We start from the raw sequence: 17,086 nt of genomic DNA on the forward strand, positions 1-17,086 counted from the left end.
GTCAGCTCTTTCGGGCATGCAAAATCAAATTATCGCACGGGCAAAGCGCGCCCGCATGCGCTAGACTGGCACAACTTTACCTGGGAGGCAGTGTGGCGGAAGCGGAGTTATCGATCATCGACTCGTTGGCGGACATCGATCCGGCGCAGTGGCAGGCGCTGGCCGGCGACAATCCCACGCTCAGCTACAGCTTCCTGCACGCGCTGCACGAAACCGAATGCGCGGCGCCGCGCACCGGCTGGTCGCCGCGCTACCTGGTGCTGCACCGGGATGGCGTGCTGCGGGCGGCCATGCCGCTTTACCTGAAGGACCACAGCCGCGGCGAGTACGTGTTCGACCACGCGTGGGCCGACGCCTTTCACCGCCACGGCATCCCGTACTATCCAAAGCTGCTGTCGGCGGTGCCGTTCACGCCCGTGACCGGCGGCCGCCTGCTGGCGCACAGCGCCGAGGACCGCGCGTTGCTGGCGCGCGCCGCGCTGCAGGTGGCGCGGGAGCTGGGCACGTCCTCGCTGCACATCCTGTTCCCGGACGAGGGGGACAAGCAGGCGCTGGCCGACGCCGGCTACATGCTGCGCGAGGGCGTGCAATTCCATTGGGAGAACCAGGACTACGCCGACTTCGACGCCTTCCTCGCCACCATGAAAATGGAGAAGCGCAAGAAGCTGCGCCAGGACCGCAGGCGCGTGCAGGAGGCCGGCATTCATTTCGAGCACCTGGCCGGCGCCGCGATCAGCGACGAGGTGCTGCGCTTCTTCCACCAGTGCTATATGTCGACGTACGAGGCGCACTTCTCGCGGCCGTATCTGTCGCTGGCCTTCTTCCAGCGCCTGCTGGCCGCGATGCCGGACAACCTGATGATCGTGCTGGCGAAGCGCGGCGAGGAGCCGGTGGCGGTGGCGCTGAACCTGGTGGGCGGCAACGTCATGTACGGGCGCTACTGGGGCACGCGCGAATTCGTCTCCGGCCTGCACTTCGAGACTTGCTACGTGCAGTCGATCGACTACTGCATCCGCCACGGCATCGCCCGCTTCGAGGGCGGCGCGCAGGGGGTCCACAAAATGTCGCGCGGACTGGTGCCGACGCCGACCTGGTCGGCGCACTGGGTGGCCGATCCGCGCTTCGCCGACGCCATCGCCGACTTTTTAGCGCAAGAAACCGCCGCGATGAACGACTATATCGACGAATTGGCCGAGCATATTCCGTTCAAAAATTCATAAGGGAAACCCGTATGGGGTTACAATAGGGCAGTTCCCTCAGTAACGTGGCAAAACCAGCATGAATGCAGATTTCATAAAACAGCGTAACCGTTTCAAATCCGCCACGATGAAGCGGATTGATGTCACCGAAGAGTCGTACAACAACGTCACCAACATCCTGGCCACCATCGCCAAACCGTTCCACGTGCGCAAAGGCGAATACCTGCAGCGCGCCGGCGTGCCGGCCACGCAGGTGCACTGGCTGGCCAGCGGCGTGGCGCGCAGCGGTTTCTTCAACCGCGAAGGCGTGGAAGTGACGCTGCGCTTCTACCGCGAGGGCGAATCGGCCACCACCCTGACCGACCTGATCAACGGCGAGAATGGCCAGCCGGCGGTGCAGTTCCTGATCGCGGAAACGCCGATCCACGGCTTCACGCTGGACTGGAAAACCGCGTCCGAGCTGCGCGCGCAGGATGAGGGCATGCAGCAATATCACCTGAACATCGCCATGCACGGGCTGCAGGCGCTGGCGCAGCGCGCCTACAGCAGCGGCGAGACTTCCGCGCAGGAGCGGCTGGCGGCGTTCCGCGAGGAGTACCCGGGGCTGGAGGCGCGCATCTCGCAGCGGGCGGTGGCGTCCTACCTCGGCATCACGCCGCAGTACATGTCGCGCCTGCGCCGCGAGGCCGAACAGGCGTCCGGCGCACCGCGCCAGCCGTAAAACTCCGGGGTCAGGTCCTCCATTTCTACACGAGCCCAGCAGTAGGCGAGCCTACTGCTGGGCTCGTGTAGAAATGGAGGACCTGACCCCGGAATGCGGAATGCGCCGCAGTGAGAAAAGGCCCCGAGGGGCCTTTGCATTATTTCGCTGCTTCTTTCTGGTAGTTGGCGACGCCAGCCAGGATTTCCTGCTTGGCTTCTTCCGGACCGTACCAGCCATCGATCTTGACCCATTTGCCTTTTTCGAGGTCTTTGTAGTGCTCGAAGAAGTGCTGGATCTGGCGCAGGCGCAGTTCGTTCAGGTCTTCCGGCTTCTGCCAGTGGCTGTAGATCGACAGCACCTTGTCGACCGGCACGGCCAGCACCTTGGCGTCTTCACCGGATTCGTCGGTCATTTTCAGCACGCCGATCGGACGGCAACGCACCACCACGCCTGGAATCAGCGGGAATGGGGTGATCACCAGCACGTCCACCGGGTCGCCATCCAGCGACAGGGTGTTCGGCACATAACCATAGTTGCATGGGTAGTGCATGGCGGTGCCCATGAAGCGGTCAACGAAGATCGCGCCCGATTCCTTGTCCACTTCGTATTTGATCGGATCAGCGTTCATCGGGATCTCGATGATGACGTTGAAATCGTTAGGCAGATCTTTGCCGGAAGACACTTTGTTCAAGCTCATGGATTTTCCTCTGTTTGCAGGGCTGTGTTTAACCGCGACATTATATCCAAGTACAGGCCGCTTGTGCGGCGCAACACGCTTGAACATTTGTTATGATGAGGCCTGTTCTTATTTGGAATATGAATATGATCTTCCGCCAACTGTTCGATCCCACCTCGTCCACCTACACTTATCTGCTGGGCGACGGCGGCGAAGCGGTGCTGATCGACCCGGTGTACGAGCAGGTGCCGCGCGACCTGGCGCTGCTGCAGGAGCTGGGTCTCAAGCTGCTGGCCACGCTCGACACCCACGTCCACGCCGACCATGTGACCGGCGCCTGGCGCCTGCATCAGCGTTGCGGCAGCGCGATCGCCGTGTCAGCGGCGGCCGGCGCCAGCGGCGCCGACCAGTCCTTGCGCCATGGCGACCGCGTCCCGTTCGGCGGCCGTCACCTGAGCGTGCGCGCGACGCCGGGCCACACCGGCGGCTGCCTGACCTTTGTGCTGGACGATGAGAGCATGGCCTTCACCGGTGACAGCCTGCTGATCCGCGGCTGCGGCCGCACCGATTTCCAGCAAGGCAGCCCGCAGCAGTTGTTCGCCTCGGTGCACGAGCAGATCCTGAGCCTGCCGCCGGCCTGTCTGCTCTACCCCGCGCACGACTATCGCGGCATCACCGTCACCAGCGTGGCCGAGGAGCGGCGCTACAATCCGCGCCTGGGCGGCGATGTGGACGTGGGCGATTTCACCGGCCACATGAACAACCTCAACCTGCCGCATCCCAAGCTGATCGCGGTGGCGGTGCCGGCCAATCTGCGCTGCGGCAAGCCGGAGGGCGACGCCCCGACCGACACGCCGGACTGGGCGCCGCTGACCCTGCGCTTCAGCGGCGTGTGGGAGATCGAGCCGATGGCCTTGCTGGAGCTGCTGGACAAGGTGCAGGTGGTGGACGTGCGCGAGGCGCCGGAATTCATCGACCGCCTCGGCCACCTGAATGGCGCCACGCTGGTGCCGCTGTCGCAGCTGACCGGACGCATGGACGAGTTCGACAAGGCGCGGCCGATCGTGGCCGTGTGCCGCTCCGGCGTGCGCTCGGCGCAGGCCAGCGTGCTGCTGGCCAAGGCCGGCTTCGGCAAGGTCGCCAACCTCGCCGGCGGCATGCTGCGCTGGAAAATCGAAGGCTATCCGGTGGAATCCGATCCCGTTTAGAGGATGGTGGCCAGCGCGCACTGGCGGTAGTGGTTGGCGGCCTCCTCTTCCTGCCCCAGCGCTTCGTGCATCTGCGCCAGCTTGAGGTGCGATTCGCGCACCATGCGTGAATCGGCGGCGTCCGACAACGCCTGCTCCAGGTAGCGCTGGGCCTTGCCCCACAGTTTCTGCTTCAGGCACAGGGAACCCAGGGTCAGCGCCAGTTCGGCGTCGGTCGGGCGGGCGTTGGCCCAGTTCTCGCAGTGCTCGATCTGCATCAGCAGCGCCTGCGAACCGGCCGGCGCGGCCGCTTCGCGGTAGGCGCGCACCACGCGCTCGTCCCAGTCGGCGTTCAAGGATTCCTCCGCCACCACGCGCGCCTCGTCGTGCAGGCCGCGCGCGTTCAGCGCGGTCGCCGCGCGGCACGCCACGTACGGCTTGACGCGGTCGCCGCTCGGCACGGTGGACCAGACCCGCAGCAGCGATTCGGCGTCATGACTGGGATCGGACAGCAGATCGTCATACGCCAGCTCGCGCAAACGCGACGACAAGGCCGGATGCAGCGCGCGGTGCTTGTCCAGCGAGCGCACCAGACGCAGCACTTCCGGCCAGTTCTTGGCCTGCTGCTGCGCCTTCAACGACATCTGCAAGGCATGGATGTGGCGCGTGCCGCTGGCGTTCAGTTCGCGCACCGCCTCCAGCGCCTGCTCCGGCTGGTGATCGTCGACCAGCAGCTCGGTCATGGTCATCAGGCGCGCGGTCTTCATGCTGTTGTCGCCCACCAGCTTGTTCAGCCACTGGTCGCGGCGCTGCGCCTGGCGCATGCGGTGCGCGGCGCGGGCGCCGATCAGCGCCGCCACGCCGGCGTTTTCCGGCAGCTCGGAGGCGCGCAGGGCCGCCTTCTCGGCGTGGCCGAAGCGGCCTTCGAACAGGGCCTTCAGCGCCTCGCGCAGGCCCTTGTTGCCGTCGCGCTCACGCTTGTGCTGGCGGTAGGCGGCGACCTTGCCCGGCATCTTGACGGTGGCGCGGAAGGCGCGGATCAGCACGTACAGGAAGGCGAACAGCGCCACTTCCAGCACCACGAAGAAGTTCAGCGACAGGTCGATGCGGTGCGGCGGATAGAACAGCACCACATTGCCCGGATTGAAGCGCGCCGTCACGGCGATGCCGATGGCGGCGGCCATCATGGCGACTAACCAGAGAAATAAACGCATGACTATGGCTTCGCTTTGTAGTTGCGCACAGCGTTCAGGCTGTCGGACAGGGTCGGCATCTCGATCGCCAGGTTGCTGCTCTGCACCTGGCGCAGCAGCGCCTGCACGGTCTGGGTGGAACGGGCGCGGGTGTCGAAGTATTTGACCAGCGCCTCCTGCGCCGCGATCAGGTCGGCGCGGAAGGCGCCCTCGTTACGCGACAGCAGCGCCATGCGCGCGTTCAGCAAACGCAGCTTGAGGTTCTCGCGCAGGAAGTAGGCCTGGGTCGGCGACAGCATCAGCGCGTCCGGCGTCTCCACATTGCGCACGCGGATCAGCTGGCGCACGTCGGTCCACATTTCGGTGCTCCAGCCGGTCCAGCCGTCCTGCAGCGCCTGCAGCCATGGGCTGGTGGCCTCCTCCACCTTGACCGGCTTGCCATCCTTGCCGTGCACCACCTTGGCGGCCCTGGCCTTCTTTTCCGGCGGCGCCGGCAGAGTCGGCTTCTCGTCCGCCAGCATCGGCAGCAGGTCGATCTGCGCGATGGCGTTGTCGAGGCGCAGCGCCACGCCGACCGAATCCACGCTCGGCAGCGCCTTCAGCTTGTCGGTGTCGCGCGCGATGGCGCGGCGGATGGTGATGAATTGCGGCTTGTCCGAACGCGACAGGCTGCGGTCGGCGTTTTGCAGCGCGATCAGCGCGCCCGGCACGTTGCCGGCCAGCTGCAGCTGCTGCGAGGCGGTCGACAGCACTTGCTCGATCTCGGTCAGCGCCCACTCGTCGCGGTTCTTGGACAGGTCCTGGTACAGCTGTTCCAGCGCCAGTTGCTGGCTTTGCGCCTCCTGCTGCTTGCTCTCCAGCAGGGCCACCTTGGCCTGCAGTTCCTTGGTGCTCTCCTGCACGTTGCGCACCAGGTTGCCGGTGTCGGCGTTCAAGGCATCGCCCTTTTGCAGGCGCAGCGCCATTTCCTCGCGCAGCTTGTTGACGCGCGCGTGCGACGACCAGGTCTGGCCGGCCAGCAGTATGGTCAGCACGACGATGCCCACCAACAGCATCTGCGGCTGTTGCAGGGTTTCGAGCAGGCTCGGTTCTGGCTGGGCCGGCGCGGCGGGGGCGTTGGCCGCGGGCGGCGGAGTCTCGGCGGCTTTCGCGGACGAGACCGCTGGATCGGGTAATGTAGGCAAATCGTTCATAGGCATGATTGTAACGCGGCCAGCAGGCGTTCGTCGCCTGATCCTGTGAGCGTCAGCTTGGAAAATCCTAAATTTTTTGCTGTTTCGGCAATTCGGGCATGGGGCACAATCAGATGCTGTTGTTGCATCGCTACAACGTTATTGTGCTGCATCGCGTCAGGGTGGCGCAAGTCCATTTCGGCCAGTAGCCCCATCAGGCCGCGCAGGGCTTCGGAGCTGGTGATGATCCAGTCGTTTTGCTGCGCCAGCAAACGGCGCAGCGTTGCCGTCAGCCCGGGCGTCAGCGCCGGCACCGAGCGCCGGTAGGCCGGCACGATGTCGACCAGGGCGCCGGCAGCGCGCAGGCCGTCGCCCATCAGTTCGCGCCCGCTCTCGCCGCGGATGATCAGCACCGGCTGGCCACGCAGGGCCGGCAGGTCGAGCGCTTGCAGCAGATGCTCGGAGTCGCTGTGGGCGCTGTCGGCCGGGCTGACGATGCGCGGCACGCCGTGCGCGGCCAGCGCGGCGCGGCTGCCCTCGCCCACCACGGCGGCGGTGACGTGGGCCGGCCACTGTGCGATATGGGCAAAGGCGGCGTCGACGGCGTTCGGCGAGACGAAGGCCACCAGCTGGTAGCGATCGAGCCGCGCCAGCGCCGCCTTCAGCGCGCTCTGGTCCGCCAGCGGGGCGATGTCCAGCAGCGGCAGGATTTCGACGGCGCGGCCCAGCGCGGCCACGCGCGCCGCCAGCGGCGCGGCTTGCGCCAGCGGACGGGTGATGACGACGGCGCCGGTCATCCTCGGATCAGGCGTCCGGCTTGGCGGCGTCGGCGGCCAGCGTGGCCGAGCGGGCGTCCGCTTCGGCCAGGGCCGCCTCGCTCAGGCAGGAGGCCAGGATGTCTTCCGCGTCCTGCGCGCGCAGCAGCTCGGCCGCCTGCGCGCCCAGCGCCTCGGCGTCGGCGGCGGCGCCGCGCACCTCGGCGCTGGCGATGCGCTGGCCGTCCGGCGTGGCGACCATCGCGCGCAGGTGCATGGCGGCGCCGTCCACCGTGGCGAACGCCGCCAGCGGCACCTGGCAGCTGCCGCCAAACACCTTGGAAACCTTACGCTCGGCCGTCACCGCCAGCGCGGTGGGCAGGTGGTTCAGCGGCGCCAGGATGGCCATCAGGTCGAGACCGTCATCGCGCTCGGCGATCTCGATCGCCATCGCCCCCTGCCCGGCGGCCGGCAGGCTGTCGGCCGGGTCGAGCAAGGCGCGGATGCGCTGCGGCAAGCCCAAACGCTTGAGGCCGGCGGCCGCCAGGATGATGGCGGCGTAATCGCCACGGTCCAGCTTGCCCAAACGTGTATCCAGATTACCACGCAGCGGTTTCACAATCAGCTGCGGGTAGCGCGCCGCGATCAGGGCCTGGCGGCGCAGGCTGCTGGTGCCCACGATGGCCCCGGCCGGCAGCTCGGCCAGCGAGGCGTAATCGTTGGAAACGAAGGCGTCGCGCGGATCCTCGCGCTCCAGCACGGCGGCCAGCGCATAACCGTCCGGCAACTCCATCGGCACATCCTTGAGCGAATGCACGGCCAGGTCGGCGCGGCCCTCGGCCATCGCCACTTCAAGTTCTTTAACAAACAGGCCTTTGCCCCCCACCTTGGACAGTGTGCGATCCAGAATTTGATCGCCGCGGGTCGTCATTCCAACAATTTTGACATCGCACTGAGGATATAATATTGCCAAGCGATCGCGCACGTGTTCGGCTTGCCACATGGCCAGCCGCGACTCGCGCGAGGCGATCACCAATCTGGACGGGGGATTCTGTACCACTTCGGATGTTTTCAAAACCAGTTCTTTCGCTGTAGCTGACGCTAACCGGCGCAAGCCAGTACCACGCGCGTGTTTAAGATCACAAATTTTAGCATGCTCACCTTCTCGCAGAACGGGGTCACAAGCCCATGCACCGACATTTATCTCTTTGTGGCTTAACACATGGCAAACCAATCTAGTGCAACGCAACTCACTGCTGAACAACCGGGCGTAGACAAGGACGCACCACTCAAAGAAGACATTCGCTTGCTAGGTCGCCTGCTCGGCGACGTACTGCGCGACCAGGAAGGCGAGGAAGTGTACGCCGTGGTCGAAACCATCCGGCAAACCGCCGTGCGCTTCCGCCGCGAGGCCGACGCCGGCGCCGCCAAGGAATTGGACGGCATGCTGAAAATCCTCACCAAGGAACAGACGATTTCCGTGGTGCGCGCGTTTTCCTACTTCTCGCACCTGGCCAATATCGCCGAGGACCAGCACCACATCCGCCGCCGCCGCGCCCACCTGCTGGCCGGCTCGAATCCCCAGCAAGGCAGCGTCAACTTCGCGCTGTGCAAGCTGAAGGAAGCCGGCGTCCAGCAAGAGACCGTCTCGACCTTCTTCAAGGAGGCCCTGATCTCGCCGGTGCTGACCGCCCACCCGACCGAGGTGCAGCGCAAGTCCATCCTCGATGCCGAGCACGACATCGCGCGCCTGCTGGCCGAGCGCGACCTGCCGCTGACGCCCAAGGAACGCGCCGCCAACCTGCACCTGCTGCGCGCCCGCATCGCCACCCTGTGGCAGACCCGCATGCTGCGCTACTCCAAGCTGACGGTGGCCGACGAGATTGAAAACGCCCTGTCCTACTACCGCATCACCTTCCTGCGCGAGCTGCCGGGGTTGTACGATGACATCGAGCAGGACATCGCCCACCACTACGGCGAGAGCGCCCAGATCACCGCCCCCTACGTGCAGATGGGCAGCTGGATCGGCGGCGACCGCGACGGCAATCCCAACGTCAACGGCAACACCATGTCGCACGCGCTGACGCGCCAGGCCACCACCATCCTCGACTTCTATCTGGAAGAGGCGCACACGCTGGGCGCCGAGCTGTCGATCTCGACCCTGATGATCGCCTGCTCGCCCGAGCTGCAGGCGCTGGCCGACCAGTCGCCGGACACCTCCGACCACCGCGCCGACGAGCCTTACCGCCGCGCCCTGATCGGCATCTACGCCCGCCTGGCCTCGACCGCGCGCGCGCTGGGCGCCACCAACATCCTGCGCAAGGAAGTGGGCCACGCCGAGCCCTACGCCGACGCCGCCGCCTTCTCGGCCGACCTGCAGGTGCTGATCGACTCGCTCAACGCCCACCACGGCGGCATGCTGGTGCAGCCGCGCCTGTCGACGCTGAAGCGCGCGGCCGACATCTTCGGCTTCCACCTGGCGTCGCTGGACATGCGCCAGTCGTCCGACATCCACGAGCGCGTGCTGGCCGAGCTGTTCGCCAAGTCCGGCGTGCAGGCCGACTACGCCGCGCTGGACGAGGACGCCAAGGTCAAGCTGCTGCTGAGCGAACTGGCGCAGCCGCGCCTGCTGAACTCGCCGTACGTGAGCTACTCGGCCGAGACCGTCTCCGAGCTGGGCGTGCTGCGCGCCGCGCGCGAGATCCGCGCCCGCTACGGCGCGCGCGCCATCCGCAACTACATCATCTCGCACACCGAGACCGTGTCCGACCTGCTGGAGGTGCTGCTGCTGCAGAAAGAGCTGGGCCTGCTGCGCATCGCCGAAAAAGAGCTGGACCTGATGGTGATCCCGCTGTTCGAGACCATCCCAGACCTGCAGCGCGCGGCCGGCATCATGGAGGCCGTGATGGCGATCCCGCTGGTGAAGGAGCTGATCGCCAAGCAGGGCCAGATCCAGGAGGTCATGCTGGGCTACTCGGACTCCAACAAGGACGGCGGCTTCCTCACCTCCAACTGGGAGCTGTACAAGGCCGAGACCCACCTGGTCAAGGTGTTCGAGAAGGCCGGCGTCAAGCTGCGCCTGTTCCACGGCCGCGGCGGCACGGTCGGCCGCGGCGGCGGTCCGTCGTACGAGGCCATCCTGGCGCAGCCGCACGGCACCGTCAATGGCCAGATCCGCCTGACCGAACAGGGCGAGATCATCGCCTCCAAGTTCTCCAACAAGGACATCGGCCGCCGCAACCTGGAGCTGCTGGTGGCCGCCACGCTGGAAGCCAGCCTGATGCCGCAGTCGGAAGACGAAGCGCACCAGCAACAGCTGCGCGGCTTCGAGGCCGTGATGGCCGAGATTTCGGACCGCGCCTACAAGGCTTACCGCAACCTGGTGTATGAAACCCCGGGCTTCACCGACTACTTCTTCGCCGCCACGCCGATCGCCGAGATCGCCGAGCTGAACCTCGGTTCGCGTCCGGCCTCGCGCAAGTCGACCAAGCGCATCGAGGACCTGCGCGCGATCCCATGGGGCTTCTCGTGGGGCCAGTGCCGCCTGCTGCTGCCGGGCTGGTACGGTTTCGCCAGCGCCATCGGCGGCTGGATCGCCGATGGCGACAAGGCCGAGCGCCTGGCGCAGCTGCAAGCGATGTTCCAGCACTGGCCGCTGTTCGCCACCCTGCTGTCCAACATGGACATGGTGCTGGCCAAGACCGACCTGGCGATCGCCTCGCGCTACGCAGAGCTGGTGCAGGACAAGGAGCTGCGCGAGCGCATCTTCAAGCGCATCACCGAGGAGCACGCCAACACGCTGGAGATCCTGCAAAGCATCACCGGCGCCACCGAGCGCCTGGCCGGCAACCCGCTGCTGGCGCGCTCGATCCAGAACCGCTTCGCCTACCTCGATCCGCTCAACCACCTGCAGGTTGAGCTGATCAAGCGCCACCGCGCGCTGTCGAGCGAAAGCAAGGCGGACGAACGGGTCCACCGCGGCATCCACCTGTCGATCAACGGTGTCGCGGCCGGCCTGCGCAACACCGGCTAAGCGCCAGTCCGCTCCCCCCGCAACGCCCCGCCCGCCGGGGCGTTGTTATTTTATTGGCAAAATAACCAGCATTGGTATTAGAATGGGTCATGGCCCATCCCTACGACCACCTCAACAGCGTTCTCGCGTCGATGCCGCAGGCGGTGTTCGTCAAGGACGCGCAATCGCGCATCGTGATGATGAACGCGGCTTGCGAGGCGCTATGGGGCGTGCGCTTTGAGGAGGTGGCGGGCACGGACTGCAGCGGCCGCGTGCCGCCCGAACAGCTGCGCGCCTACCACGCGTGCGACCGGCGCGCCTTCGACACCGGCCAGGTGGTGGTGGTGGAAGAGCCCTGCTCCCCCACCGGCCTGAATGAAACCCGCTGGCTGCTGACCCACAAGCGCGCGCTGTACGACCGCGCGGGCAAACCCCATCTGCTGATCGGCAGCTGCGCCGACATCACCGAGCGCAAGCGCAAGGAGGCGGCGCTCGAGGACGCGCTGCGGCGCACGCGCGAAATCACCGGCCACCAGTTCAGCGCCATGGAGGAGCACCGCCGCCGGCTGGCGCTGGACGCGCACGACAACCTGGCGCAAAACCTGGCCGCGCTCAAGCTGGACATCGTCATGCTGCACGCCCGCACCGGCGATCATCAGCCGCTGCTGCATGCGCGCGCGGCGCGGGCGCTCGATACGCTCAACGCCAGCATCAGCCAGGTGCGCGAGATCATCAACCAACTCCATCCCTCCACGCTGGAGCTGGGCTTGTCGGCGGCCATCGAGTGGCAATTGCAGCAGCTGGGAAAACGCCACGGGCTGGACTGCCGGCTGCTGGTGCGCGAGGACAGCGCGACGCTGAGCCCGCAGTACGCGTCGGCGTTATTCCATGTGGTGCGCGCGGGCCTGCATTACTTGTGCGCGTCCGCCAGCAGCGTGCTGGTCGAACTGAGCCTGCGGCGCGAGCGGCTCGCGATCACACTGCACAGCAACCGTCCCGATCCCACGCCCGGCGCCGAGGAGGCCTTGCCGCTGCAAGCCATGCGCGAGCGCCTGAGCGCCCTGGGCGGCGTGCTGCACATCCACCCGCGCAGCCTGCACATCAGCGTCACGACCTGAGCGGCAGCCAGGCGGGCTTGTTCTCGACAAACCATTCGCGCTCGACCTTGCCGGCATACTCGGGTTCCAGCGTGCCGAGCGTGATGGCGACGCGGTCCGGCGACGCGGTGCTGCGCCAGAACAAGGTGGAGCCGCACACGCGGCAGAAGTCGCGCCGGCCTTGCTCGGACGAGGCGTATTCGGTGATCAGGCCGTCGCCCTGCTCGATCACCAGGCCGGCGCTGGCGACATTGGCGTAACTGCCGGCCGCCGCGCCATGCTGTTTCTGGCACATGGTGCAATAACAGTGGCTGGCGTGCGAGACCGGCAACGCCGCCCGATAGCGCACGCCGCCGCATAAGCAGCTACCGTGTAGATCTTTCATCCGCCCTCCCCCTTGTTTGCATGTACCGCCGCCATACCCTTATTGATAGGCGACAAAGCGGCCGGACATGTGCAGCATGGCCATGAATTGCAGCAGGCCGTCATAGTAGCGCCACTTGCCCCTGGGTGGCGCCAGGTTCCAGAGGTCCGCCACGAAACGCGCGGGCGGCGGGCCGTCCAGCGCCAGCGTGGCGACGGCGTTGCAGGCGACCAGCCCGGCCGAGCCCGCGCTGTCCAGCACCGTGCCGTCAATGCTGTACTGCGCCGGATAGGGGCCGTCTCCCTGGCGCTGGAAAAAGCCCAGCAGGCGGGCGCTCAGTTCCGCCGCCTGCGGATTGCGGCCCCACCATGCCTGGTCGACCGACCAGTTCACCGCCGTGCGGAACGAGTCGAAGCGGAAATCGCCATGGCCCTCCTGCCGGCGCGGGCGTCCGTCGAACTCGGCGTACTCGGGCGTCAGCCCGGTCCGGGGATGGGCCGCCAGCCGGAAGTAGTTGCGGCTGGTTTCAGCCATCTTGCGCCAGCGCGCGCGGTCCGCCTCGCCGCCGCGCCGCGCCCACAGTTCGTAGAACGCCGGCAGATGGTAGGACGGGTCGCTGAACTCCGCCGCGGCGCCGATCGGCACGAACACCACCTGATGGGCGCTGGCCGAGAAGATGGCGCGCACGCCGGCGACCACGCCGCCGTTCATCTCCTCCTTGTGCAACATGGTGGCCAACAGCTCGTCGGCGCGGCGGCCGTAGTCGTATATGCCCTGGCCGTCGCCCCAGCGGGCCGAGGCCATCAGCAAGGCGGTGGCGACGTATTCCTCGCCGTCGGAAGCTGGCACGGCGTCGCCCGGACATCCCGGCGGACGGCACTGCCAGCGGAAGTAGCCACGGCGCGGCCCGTCCTGGTAGCGCATATGGGTCTGCATCCAGTTCCACAGCGCGTCGAACTCGGGCTTGCGGTTCATTTGCAGCGCGATCATCAGGCCGTAGGACATGCCCTCGCTGCGCACGTCGTCGTTGCCGATGTCCTTGATGTAGGCGGCCGGACCGTCCGCCGTGGGCGCGGCCGGATAATAGATGCGGCTGTCCGCGTCGCCCTCGAACAGCGAGCGCCAGTAGCCGTCGATTTTGGCGTCGATCATCGCGTCCGTCAGGTCCGGCCGCCATTCGCGGAACACGTTCCGGTACTGCCCGCTGACGGCGCTCGCCGCCTGCGCCACGCCCGCCGCGCACAACAGCAGCGCCAGCAGCCAGCCCCGATATCGCCTCATGTCTCCGCCCACGATTAGTTAAACCGATGAACTAATATTGTAGTGCAAAAAAAGGGAGGCGCGCGACCTCCCTTTCCTCATTCCCGTGCGGGATCAGTTTTGCGTCAGGAACGTTTTCAGCTTGTCCGAGCGCGATGGCTGGCGCAGCTTGCTCATCGCCTTGGCCTCGATCTGGCGGATGCGCTCGCGGGTCACGTCGAACTGCTTGCCCACCTCCTCCAGCGTGTGGTCGTTCGACATTTCCACGCCGTAGCGCATGCGCAGCACCTTGGCCTCGCGCGGGGTCAGCGAATCCAGCACCTCCTTGATGACGTTGCGCATCGAGGCGTGCAGCGCCGCGTCCAGCGGCGCCAGCGTGGTGTTGTCCTCGATGAAGTCGCCCAGCTGCGAATCGCCGTCCTCGCCCATCGGCGTCTCCATGGAAATCGGCTCCTTGGCGATCTTCATGATCTCGCGCACCTTGTTCTCCGGCATTTCCATCTTGACCGCCAGCGTGGCCAGGTCCGGCTCGCTGCCGGTTTCCTGCATGATCTGGCGCGAGATGCGGTTCATCTTGTTGATGGTCTCGATCATGTGCACCGGCACGCGGATGGTACGGGCCATGTCGGCGATCGAGCGGGTGATGGCCTGGCGGATCCACCAGGTGGCGTAGGTCGAGAACTTGTAGCCGCGACGGTATTCGAACTTGTCCACCGCCTTCAGCAGGCCGATGTTGCCCTCCTGGATCAGGTCGAGGAACTGCAGGCCGCGGTTGATGTACTTCTTGGCGATCGAGATCACCAGACGCAGGTTGGCCACGGTCATTTCGCGCTTGGCCTGGCGCGCGCGCTTCTCGCCGGCGGCCATCTGCTTGTTGATCTTGCGCAGGTCGGCCAGCGGCAGCGCCACGCGCGCCTGCAGGTCGATCATCTTGCGCTGCAGCTCCTTCACGGCCGGCACGTTGCGGCCCAGCACGGTGCTGTACGGGTAGCCGGCGTCGACCTCGCCATCCACCCAGTCCAGGTCGGTCTCATTGCCCGGGAACACCTTGATGAAGTGGGCGCGCGGCATGCCGCAGCGGTTCACGCACAGGTCCAGCACGGCGCGCTCGATCGAACGCACCTCCTCCATCTGGCCGCGCAGGGTGTCGCACAGCTTCTCGACCACCTTGGCGGTGAAGCGGATGCCCAGCAGTTCGGCCGAGATGGCCTCCTGCGCGGCGACGTAGGCCTTGGAGCCGTAGCCGCCCGAGGCCTTGCGCATCTTGTCGAACTGGGCCGAGATGAAGGCGAATTTGTCCAGCGCGGCGATCTTCAGCTGCGCCAGCTGCTCGGTCGAGTAGCCGGCGGCGCCGCCGCCGACGTCGCCGTCCTCCTCTTCGCCGTCATCGACCTCGTCGTCCTCGTCGTCGGCCGGGTTGTGCACGGCGGCCGGGGCCGGCGCGCTTTCGTTGGGGTCGACGAAGCCGTCGACCACGTCGTCCACCTTCAGCTCGTCGGTTTCGATCTTCTTGGCCAGCGCGATGATTTCCGCGATGGTGGTCGGACAGGCGGAGATCGCCTGTATCATGTCCTTCAGGCCTTCCTCGATGCGCTTGGCGATCTCGATCTCGCCCTCGCGCGTCAGCAGCGCCACGGCGCCCATCTCGCGCATGTACATGCGCACCGGGTCGGTGGTGCGGCCGAAATCGGAATCCACGGTCGACAGCGCGGTGGCGGCGGCGGCCTCGACCTCGTCGTCCGAGGTCACGGTGGCCACGTTATCGCTCAGCAGCAGCGCCTCAGCGTCCGGCGCGCGCTCGTAGATGGCGATGCCCATGTCGTTGAAGGTGGCGATGATGCCCTCGATCGCCTCCGGATCGATGATGTTTTCCGGCAACTGGTCGTTGATCTCGGCATAGGTCAGGAAGCCACGCTCCTTGCCCATGTTGATCAGGTTCTTGATCTGGGCGCGGCGTTTCTCCAGCTCCTCGGCCGAGGCTTTCGGATCCAGGCCCATCAGGTCGGCGCCGCCCTTGGCCTTGCGCTCGCGCGCCTTGGACACGGCTTTCAGCTCGGCGCGCTCGACCGCGTTCAGCGCGGCGATCTCGTCGTTCTCCGGCATGAATTCCGACGGCTTGCGGCCGCGGCGGCCCGGCACCTTCACGCCCGGCAGCTGGTAGCCGGAGGTGTCGATCGAGGCCAGCGTGGCGGCGTCGGTCACCTGGTTGACGGCCGGGGCGGCGGTGACGACGGCCGGCGCCGGCTCGGCCTTGGCCTTGACCAGCTTGGACTTCGGCGCCGCCTTGGCCACCGCGGCCGCGACGTCGCTGTCGCCCTCGGCGACGGCCACCGCGCTCTTGCGCGACGGCTTGGCGGCCTTGACCGGCTGGTCGGCCGCGTCCAGCTCCGGCGTCTCCACCAGCGCGGCGGCCTCGGCGGCGGCGCTCAGGCGGGTTTTCTTCTTGACTACCGTTACTTTGCTCGCTGCCTCTTCATTATCGATCACATAAGATAGAGTCGTCTTCGGCACCACCAGCGGAGCGGCGCTGGCGCGGGTAGGCTTCTTGACAGACAACGTTAAAGTTTTCGGTTTTGTCATTAAAAATCTCTCAATGCGTACTCGCCGGAAAATGACAAAAAAACCGCCCCGCGCCGACCGCGAACGGTGCGCCTGGGTGGAAATGTTGTAATTTAGCTGACGATTATCTGCGGAATAAAAAAAGCCCGCTTCCAGCCACGGGCTTGTTTCTCTTTTCAGGGAAGAATGAGAAGGGCAAATGAGAAGGGCTAGCGCCCTGTTTCAGACCATCCGAATCGCATCCTGTACCAAACTGAATCGCACCGTGTTGCGTTAGTGCGTCGAGCATTATACACGTTTTGGGCCGCAACAGCACACCGGCGCGCGCGCCTAAGCCCATCCTAAGCATGAGCATTTTGACACAGTGGTCGAAAAGGCACTGCATTCCCATGGCACGCATGATATGCTGACGGCTGTTGCTTAACCTATGAAGTCGATGAACACTAGCCTCACCCCACAGCCACCGGTCGCAGAGCCAGCTCCTGCTGCCTCCACCCCGGCGCCGGCGGCGCTTACCCCGCGCAGCCTGCTGAAACAATTGCAAACCCAATTCCCGGCCTTCCGCGACTTCCTGCCGCTGTCGATAGGTATCGACAAGCAGTTGCTGGCCGTCATGCCGGACCTGGACCGCAAGACCATGCGCACCGCGCTGGGCATCCACACCGGTTCGCTGCGCTACCTGAAAGTCATGGAAAAAGCCAAGGTGCGCCATGACCTCGACGGCAAGCCGGGCGCCGAGGTGACCGACACCCACCGCGCCCACGCCACCCAGGTGCTGCAGGAGCGTTACAAGAAGGAAGCCGAGCGCAAGAAGGCCGAGCGCGAGGCCAAGGCCGCCGAGGAGGCCGCGCGCGTGCGCGCCGACAAGCTGAACCAGCTGGCCGCGAAGTTCTCCAAGAAGGGCTGAGT

General features: G+C 66.1%; 14 protein-coding genes. 6 read left to right on the top strand and 8 right to left on the bottom strand.

The genetic code is table 11. From position 1 onward, the window contains the following. Positions 1–92: 92 nt before the first annotated feature. A complete protein-coding gene (locus tag FHW83_RS25105; RefSeq protein ID WP_176649101.1) occupies positions 93–1,220 on the top strand; it encodes a GNAT family N-acetyltransferase in 1,128 nt (375 codons plus the stop codon). 106 nt (positions 1,221–1,326) lie between these two features. Further along, positions 1,327–1,920, top strand: coding sequence for a Crp/Fnr family transcriptional regulator (locus tag FHW83_RS25110; protein WP_176649102.1), 594 nt, complete (start codon positions 1,327–1,329; stop codon positions 1,918–1,920). A gap of 139 nt (positions 1,921–2,059) precedes the next feature. On the opposite strand, the gene ppa is transcribed toward FHW83_RS25110, so the two are convergent. After that, the gene (ppa, locus tag FHW83_RS25115) at positions 2,060–2,599 is read right to left on the bottom strand and encodes an inorganic diphosphatase (protein ID WP_176649103.1); all 540 of its coding nucleotides are present in this window, start codon (positions 2,597–2,599) and stop codon (positions 2,060–2,062) included. 125 nt (positions 2,600–2,724) lie between these two features. On the opposite strand from ppa, the gene FHW83_RS25120 reads away from it, so the two are divergent. After that, positions 2,725–3,786: an MBL fold metallo-hydrolase gene (locus tag FHW83_RS25120; protein ID WP_176649104.1), complete on the top strand. Its 1,062-nt coding sequence runs from the start codon at positions 2,725–2,727 to the stop codon at positions 3,784–3,786. Here the strand turns inward: FHW83_RS25120 and FHW83_RS25125 are convergent. The 4 genes from FHW83_RS25125 to hemC are packed head-to-tail and all read right to left on the bottom strand — an operon-like array spanning position 3,783 to position 7,945. Further along, positions 3,783–4,979: a heme biosynthesis protein HemY gene (locus FHW83_RS25125; RefSeq protein WP_176649105.1), complete on the bottom strand. Its 1,197-nt coding sequence runs from the start codon at positions 4,977–4,979 to the stop codon at positions 3,783–3,785. The two genes, FHW83_RS25120 and FHW83_RS25125, sit on opposite strands and share 4 nt — an antisense overlap. 2 nt (positions 4,980–4,981) lie before the next feature. After that, positions 4,982–6,151 carry a uroporphyrinogen-III C-methyltransferase gene (locus FHW83_RS25130; RefSeq protein ID WP_176649106.1) on the bottom strand — a complete coding sequence of 390 codons (1,170 nt, stop codon included), beginning with the start codon at positions 6,149–6,151 and terminating at the stop codon, positions 4,982–4,984. Continuing rightward, positions 6,148–6,927, bottom strand: a complete 780-nt coding sequence (locus FHW83_RS25135; RefSeq protein ID WP_176649107.1) for a uroporphyrinogen-III synthase — start codon at positions 6,925–6,927, stop codon at positions 6,148–6,150. Before FHW83_RS25135 ends, FHW83_RS25130 begins: the two co-directional genes overlap by 4 nt. A gap of 7 nt (positions 6,928–6,934) precedes the next feature. Beyond that, positions 6,935–7,945 (bottom strand): hydroxymethylbilane synthase, encoded by a 1,011-nt coding sequence (hemC, locus tag FHW83_RS25140; protein WP_176649198.1) that lies wholly within the window; start codon positions 7,943–7,945, stop codon positions 6,935–6,937. Positions 7,946–8,107: 162 nt separating this feature from the next. Here hemC and ppc point away from each other — a divergent pair, with 162 nt between their 5' ends. Both ppc and FHW83_RS25150 read left to right on the top strand, forming a co-directional pair. Next, positions 8,108–10,918, top strand: a complete 2,811-nt coding sequence (gene ppc / locus FHW83_RS25145) for a phosphoenolpyruvate carboxylase (protein ID WP_176649108.1) — start codon at positions 8,108–8,110, stop codon at positions 10,916–10,918. Positions 10,919–11,007: 89 nt separating this feature from the next. Then, positions 11,008–12,015: a PAS domain-containing protein gene (locus tag FHW83_RS25150; RefSeq protein WP_176649109.1), complete on the top strand. Its 1,008-nt coding sequence runs from the start codon at positions 11,008–11,010 to the stop codon at positions 12,013–12,015. Here the strand turns inward: FHW83_RS25150 and FHW83_RS25155 are convergent. The 3 genes from FHW83_RS25155 to rpoD all read right to left on the bottom strand — a co-directional run bounded on the left by FHW83_RS25155 (position 12,005) and on the right by rpoD (position 16,198). Beyond that, positions 12,005–12,379, bottom strand: a complete 375-nt coding sequence (locus FHW83_RS25155) for a GFA family protein (protein ID WP_176649110.1) — start codon at positions 12,377–12,379, stop codon at positions 12,005–12,007. The two genes, FHW83_RS25150 and FHW83_RS25155, sit on opposite strands and share 11 nt — an antisense overlap. 39 nt (positions 12,380–12,418) lie before the next feature. Then, positions 12,419–13,639 carry a glycosyl hydrolase family 8 gene (locus FHW83_RS25160; RefSeq protein ID WP_176649111.1) on the bottom strand — a complete coding sequence of 407 codons (1,221 nt, stop codon included), beginning with the start codon at positions 13,637–13,639 and terminating at the stop codon, positions 12,419–12,421. A 93-nt stretch (positions 13,640–13,732) separates the two neighbouring features. Beyond that, the gene (gene rpoD, locus FHW83_RS25165; RefSeq protein WP_176649112.1) at positions 13,733–16,198 is read right to left on the bottom strand and encodes an RNA polymerase sigma factor RpoD; all 2,466 of its coding nucleotides are present in this window, start codon (positions 16,196–16,198) and stop codon (positions 13,733–13,735) included. A gap of 406 nt (positions 16,199–16,604) precedes the next feature. Here rpoD and FHW83_RS25170 point away from each other — a divergent pair, with 406 nt between their 5' ends. Then, a complete protein-coding gene (locus tag FHW83_RS25170) occupies positions 16,605–17,084 on the top strand; it encodes a ProQ/FINO family protein (protein ID WP_176649113.1) in 480 nt (159 codons plus the stop codon). Positions 17,085–17,086: the final 2 nt, after the last annotated feature.

The sequence above is a fragment of the Duganella sp. SG902 genome (assembly GCF_013376005.1).
GTDB lineage: Bacteria > Pseudomonadota > Gammaproteobacteria > Burkholderiales > Burkholderiaceae_D > Rugamonas.

Excerpts from the sequence above, each read along its gene's own strand:
- FHW83_RS25170 (WP_176649113.1), top strand. The coding sequence starts at position 16,605 with ATGAAGTCGATGAACACTAGCCTCACCCCACAGCCACCGGTCGCAGAG.
- FHW83_RS25125 (WP_176649105.1), bottom strand. The coding sequence starts at position 4,979 with ATGCGTTTATTTCTCTGGTTAGTCGCCATGATGGCCGCCGCCATCGGC.
- FHW83_RS25155 (WP_176649110.1), bottom strand. The coding sequence starts at position 12,379 with ATGAAAGATCTACACGGTAGCTGCTTATGCGGCGGCGTGCGCTATCGG.
- FHW83_RS25150 (WP_176649109.1), top strand. The coding sequence starts at position 11,008 with ATGGCCCATCCCTACGACCACCTCAACAGCGTTCTCGCGTCGATGCCG.
- ppa (WP_176649103.1), bottom strand. The coding sequence starts at position 2,599 with ATGAGCTTGAACAAAGTGTCTTCCGGCAAAGATCTGCCTAACGATTTC.
- ppc (WP_176649108.1), top strand. The coding sequence starts at position 8,108 with ATGGCAAACCAATCTAGTGCAACGCAACTCACTGCTGAACAACCGGGC.
- FHW83_RS25135 (WP_176649107.1), bottom strand. The coding sequence starts at position 6,927 with ATGACCGGCGCCGTCGTCATCACCCGTCCGCTGGCGCAAGCCGCGCCG.
- FHW83_RS25110 (WP_176649102.1), top strand. The coding sequence starts at position 1,327 with ATGAAGCGGATTGATGTCACCGAAGAGTCGTACAACAACGTCACCAAC.
- rpoD (WP_176649112.1), bottom strand. The coding sequence starts at position 16,198 with ATGACAAAACCGAAAACTTTAACGTTGTCTGTCAAGAAGCCTACCCGC.
- FHW83_RS25130 (WP_176649106.1), bottom strand. The coding sequence starts at position 6,151 with ATGAACGATTTGCCTACATTACCCGATCCAGCGGTCTCGTCCGCGAAA.
- FHW83_RS25120 (WP_176649104.1), top strand. The coding sequence starts at position 2,725 with ATGATCTTCCGCCAACTGTTCGATCCCACCTCGTCCACCTACACTTAT.
- FHW83_RS25160 (WP_176649111.1), bottom strand. The coding sequence starts at position 13,639 with ATGAGGCGATATCGGGGCTGGCTGCTGGCGCTGCTGTTGTGCGCGGCG.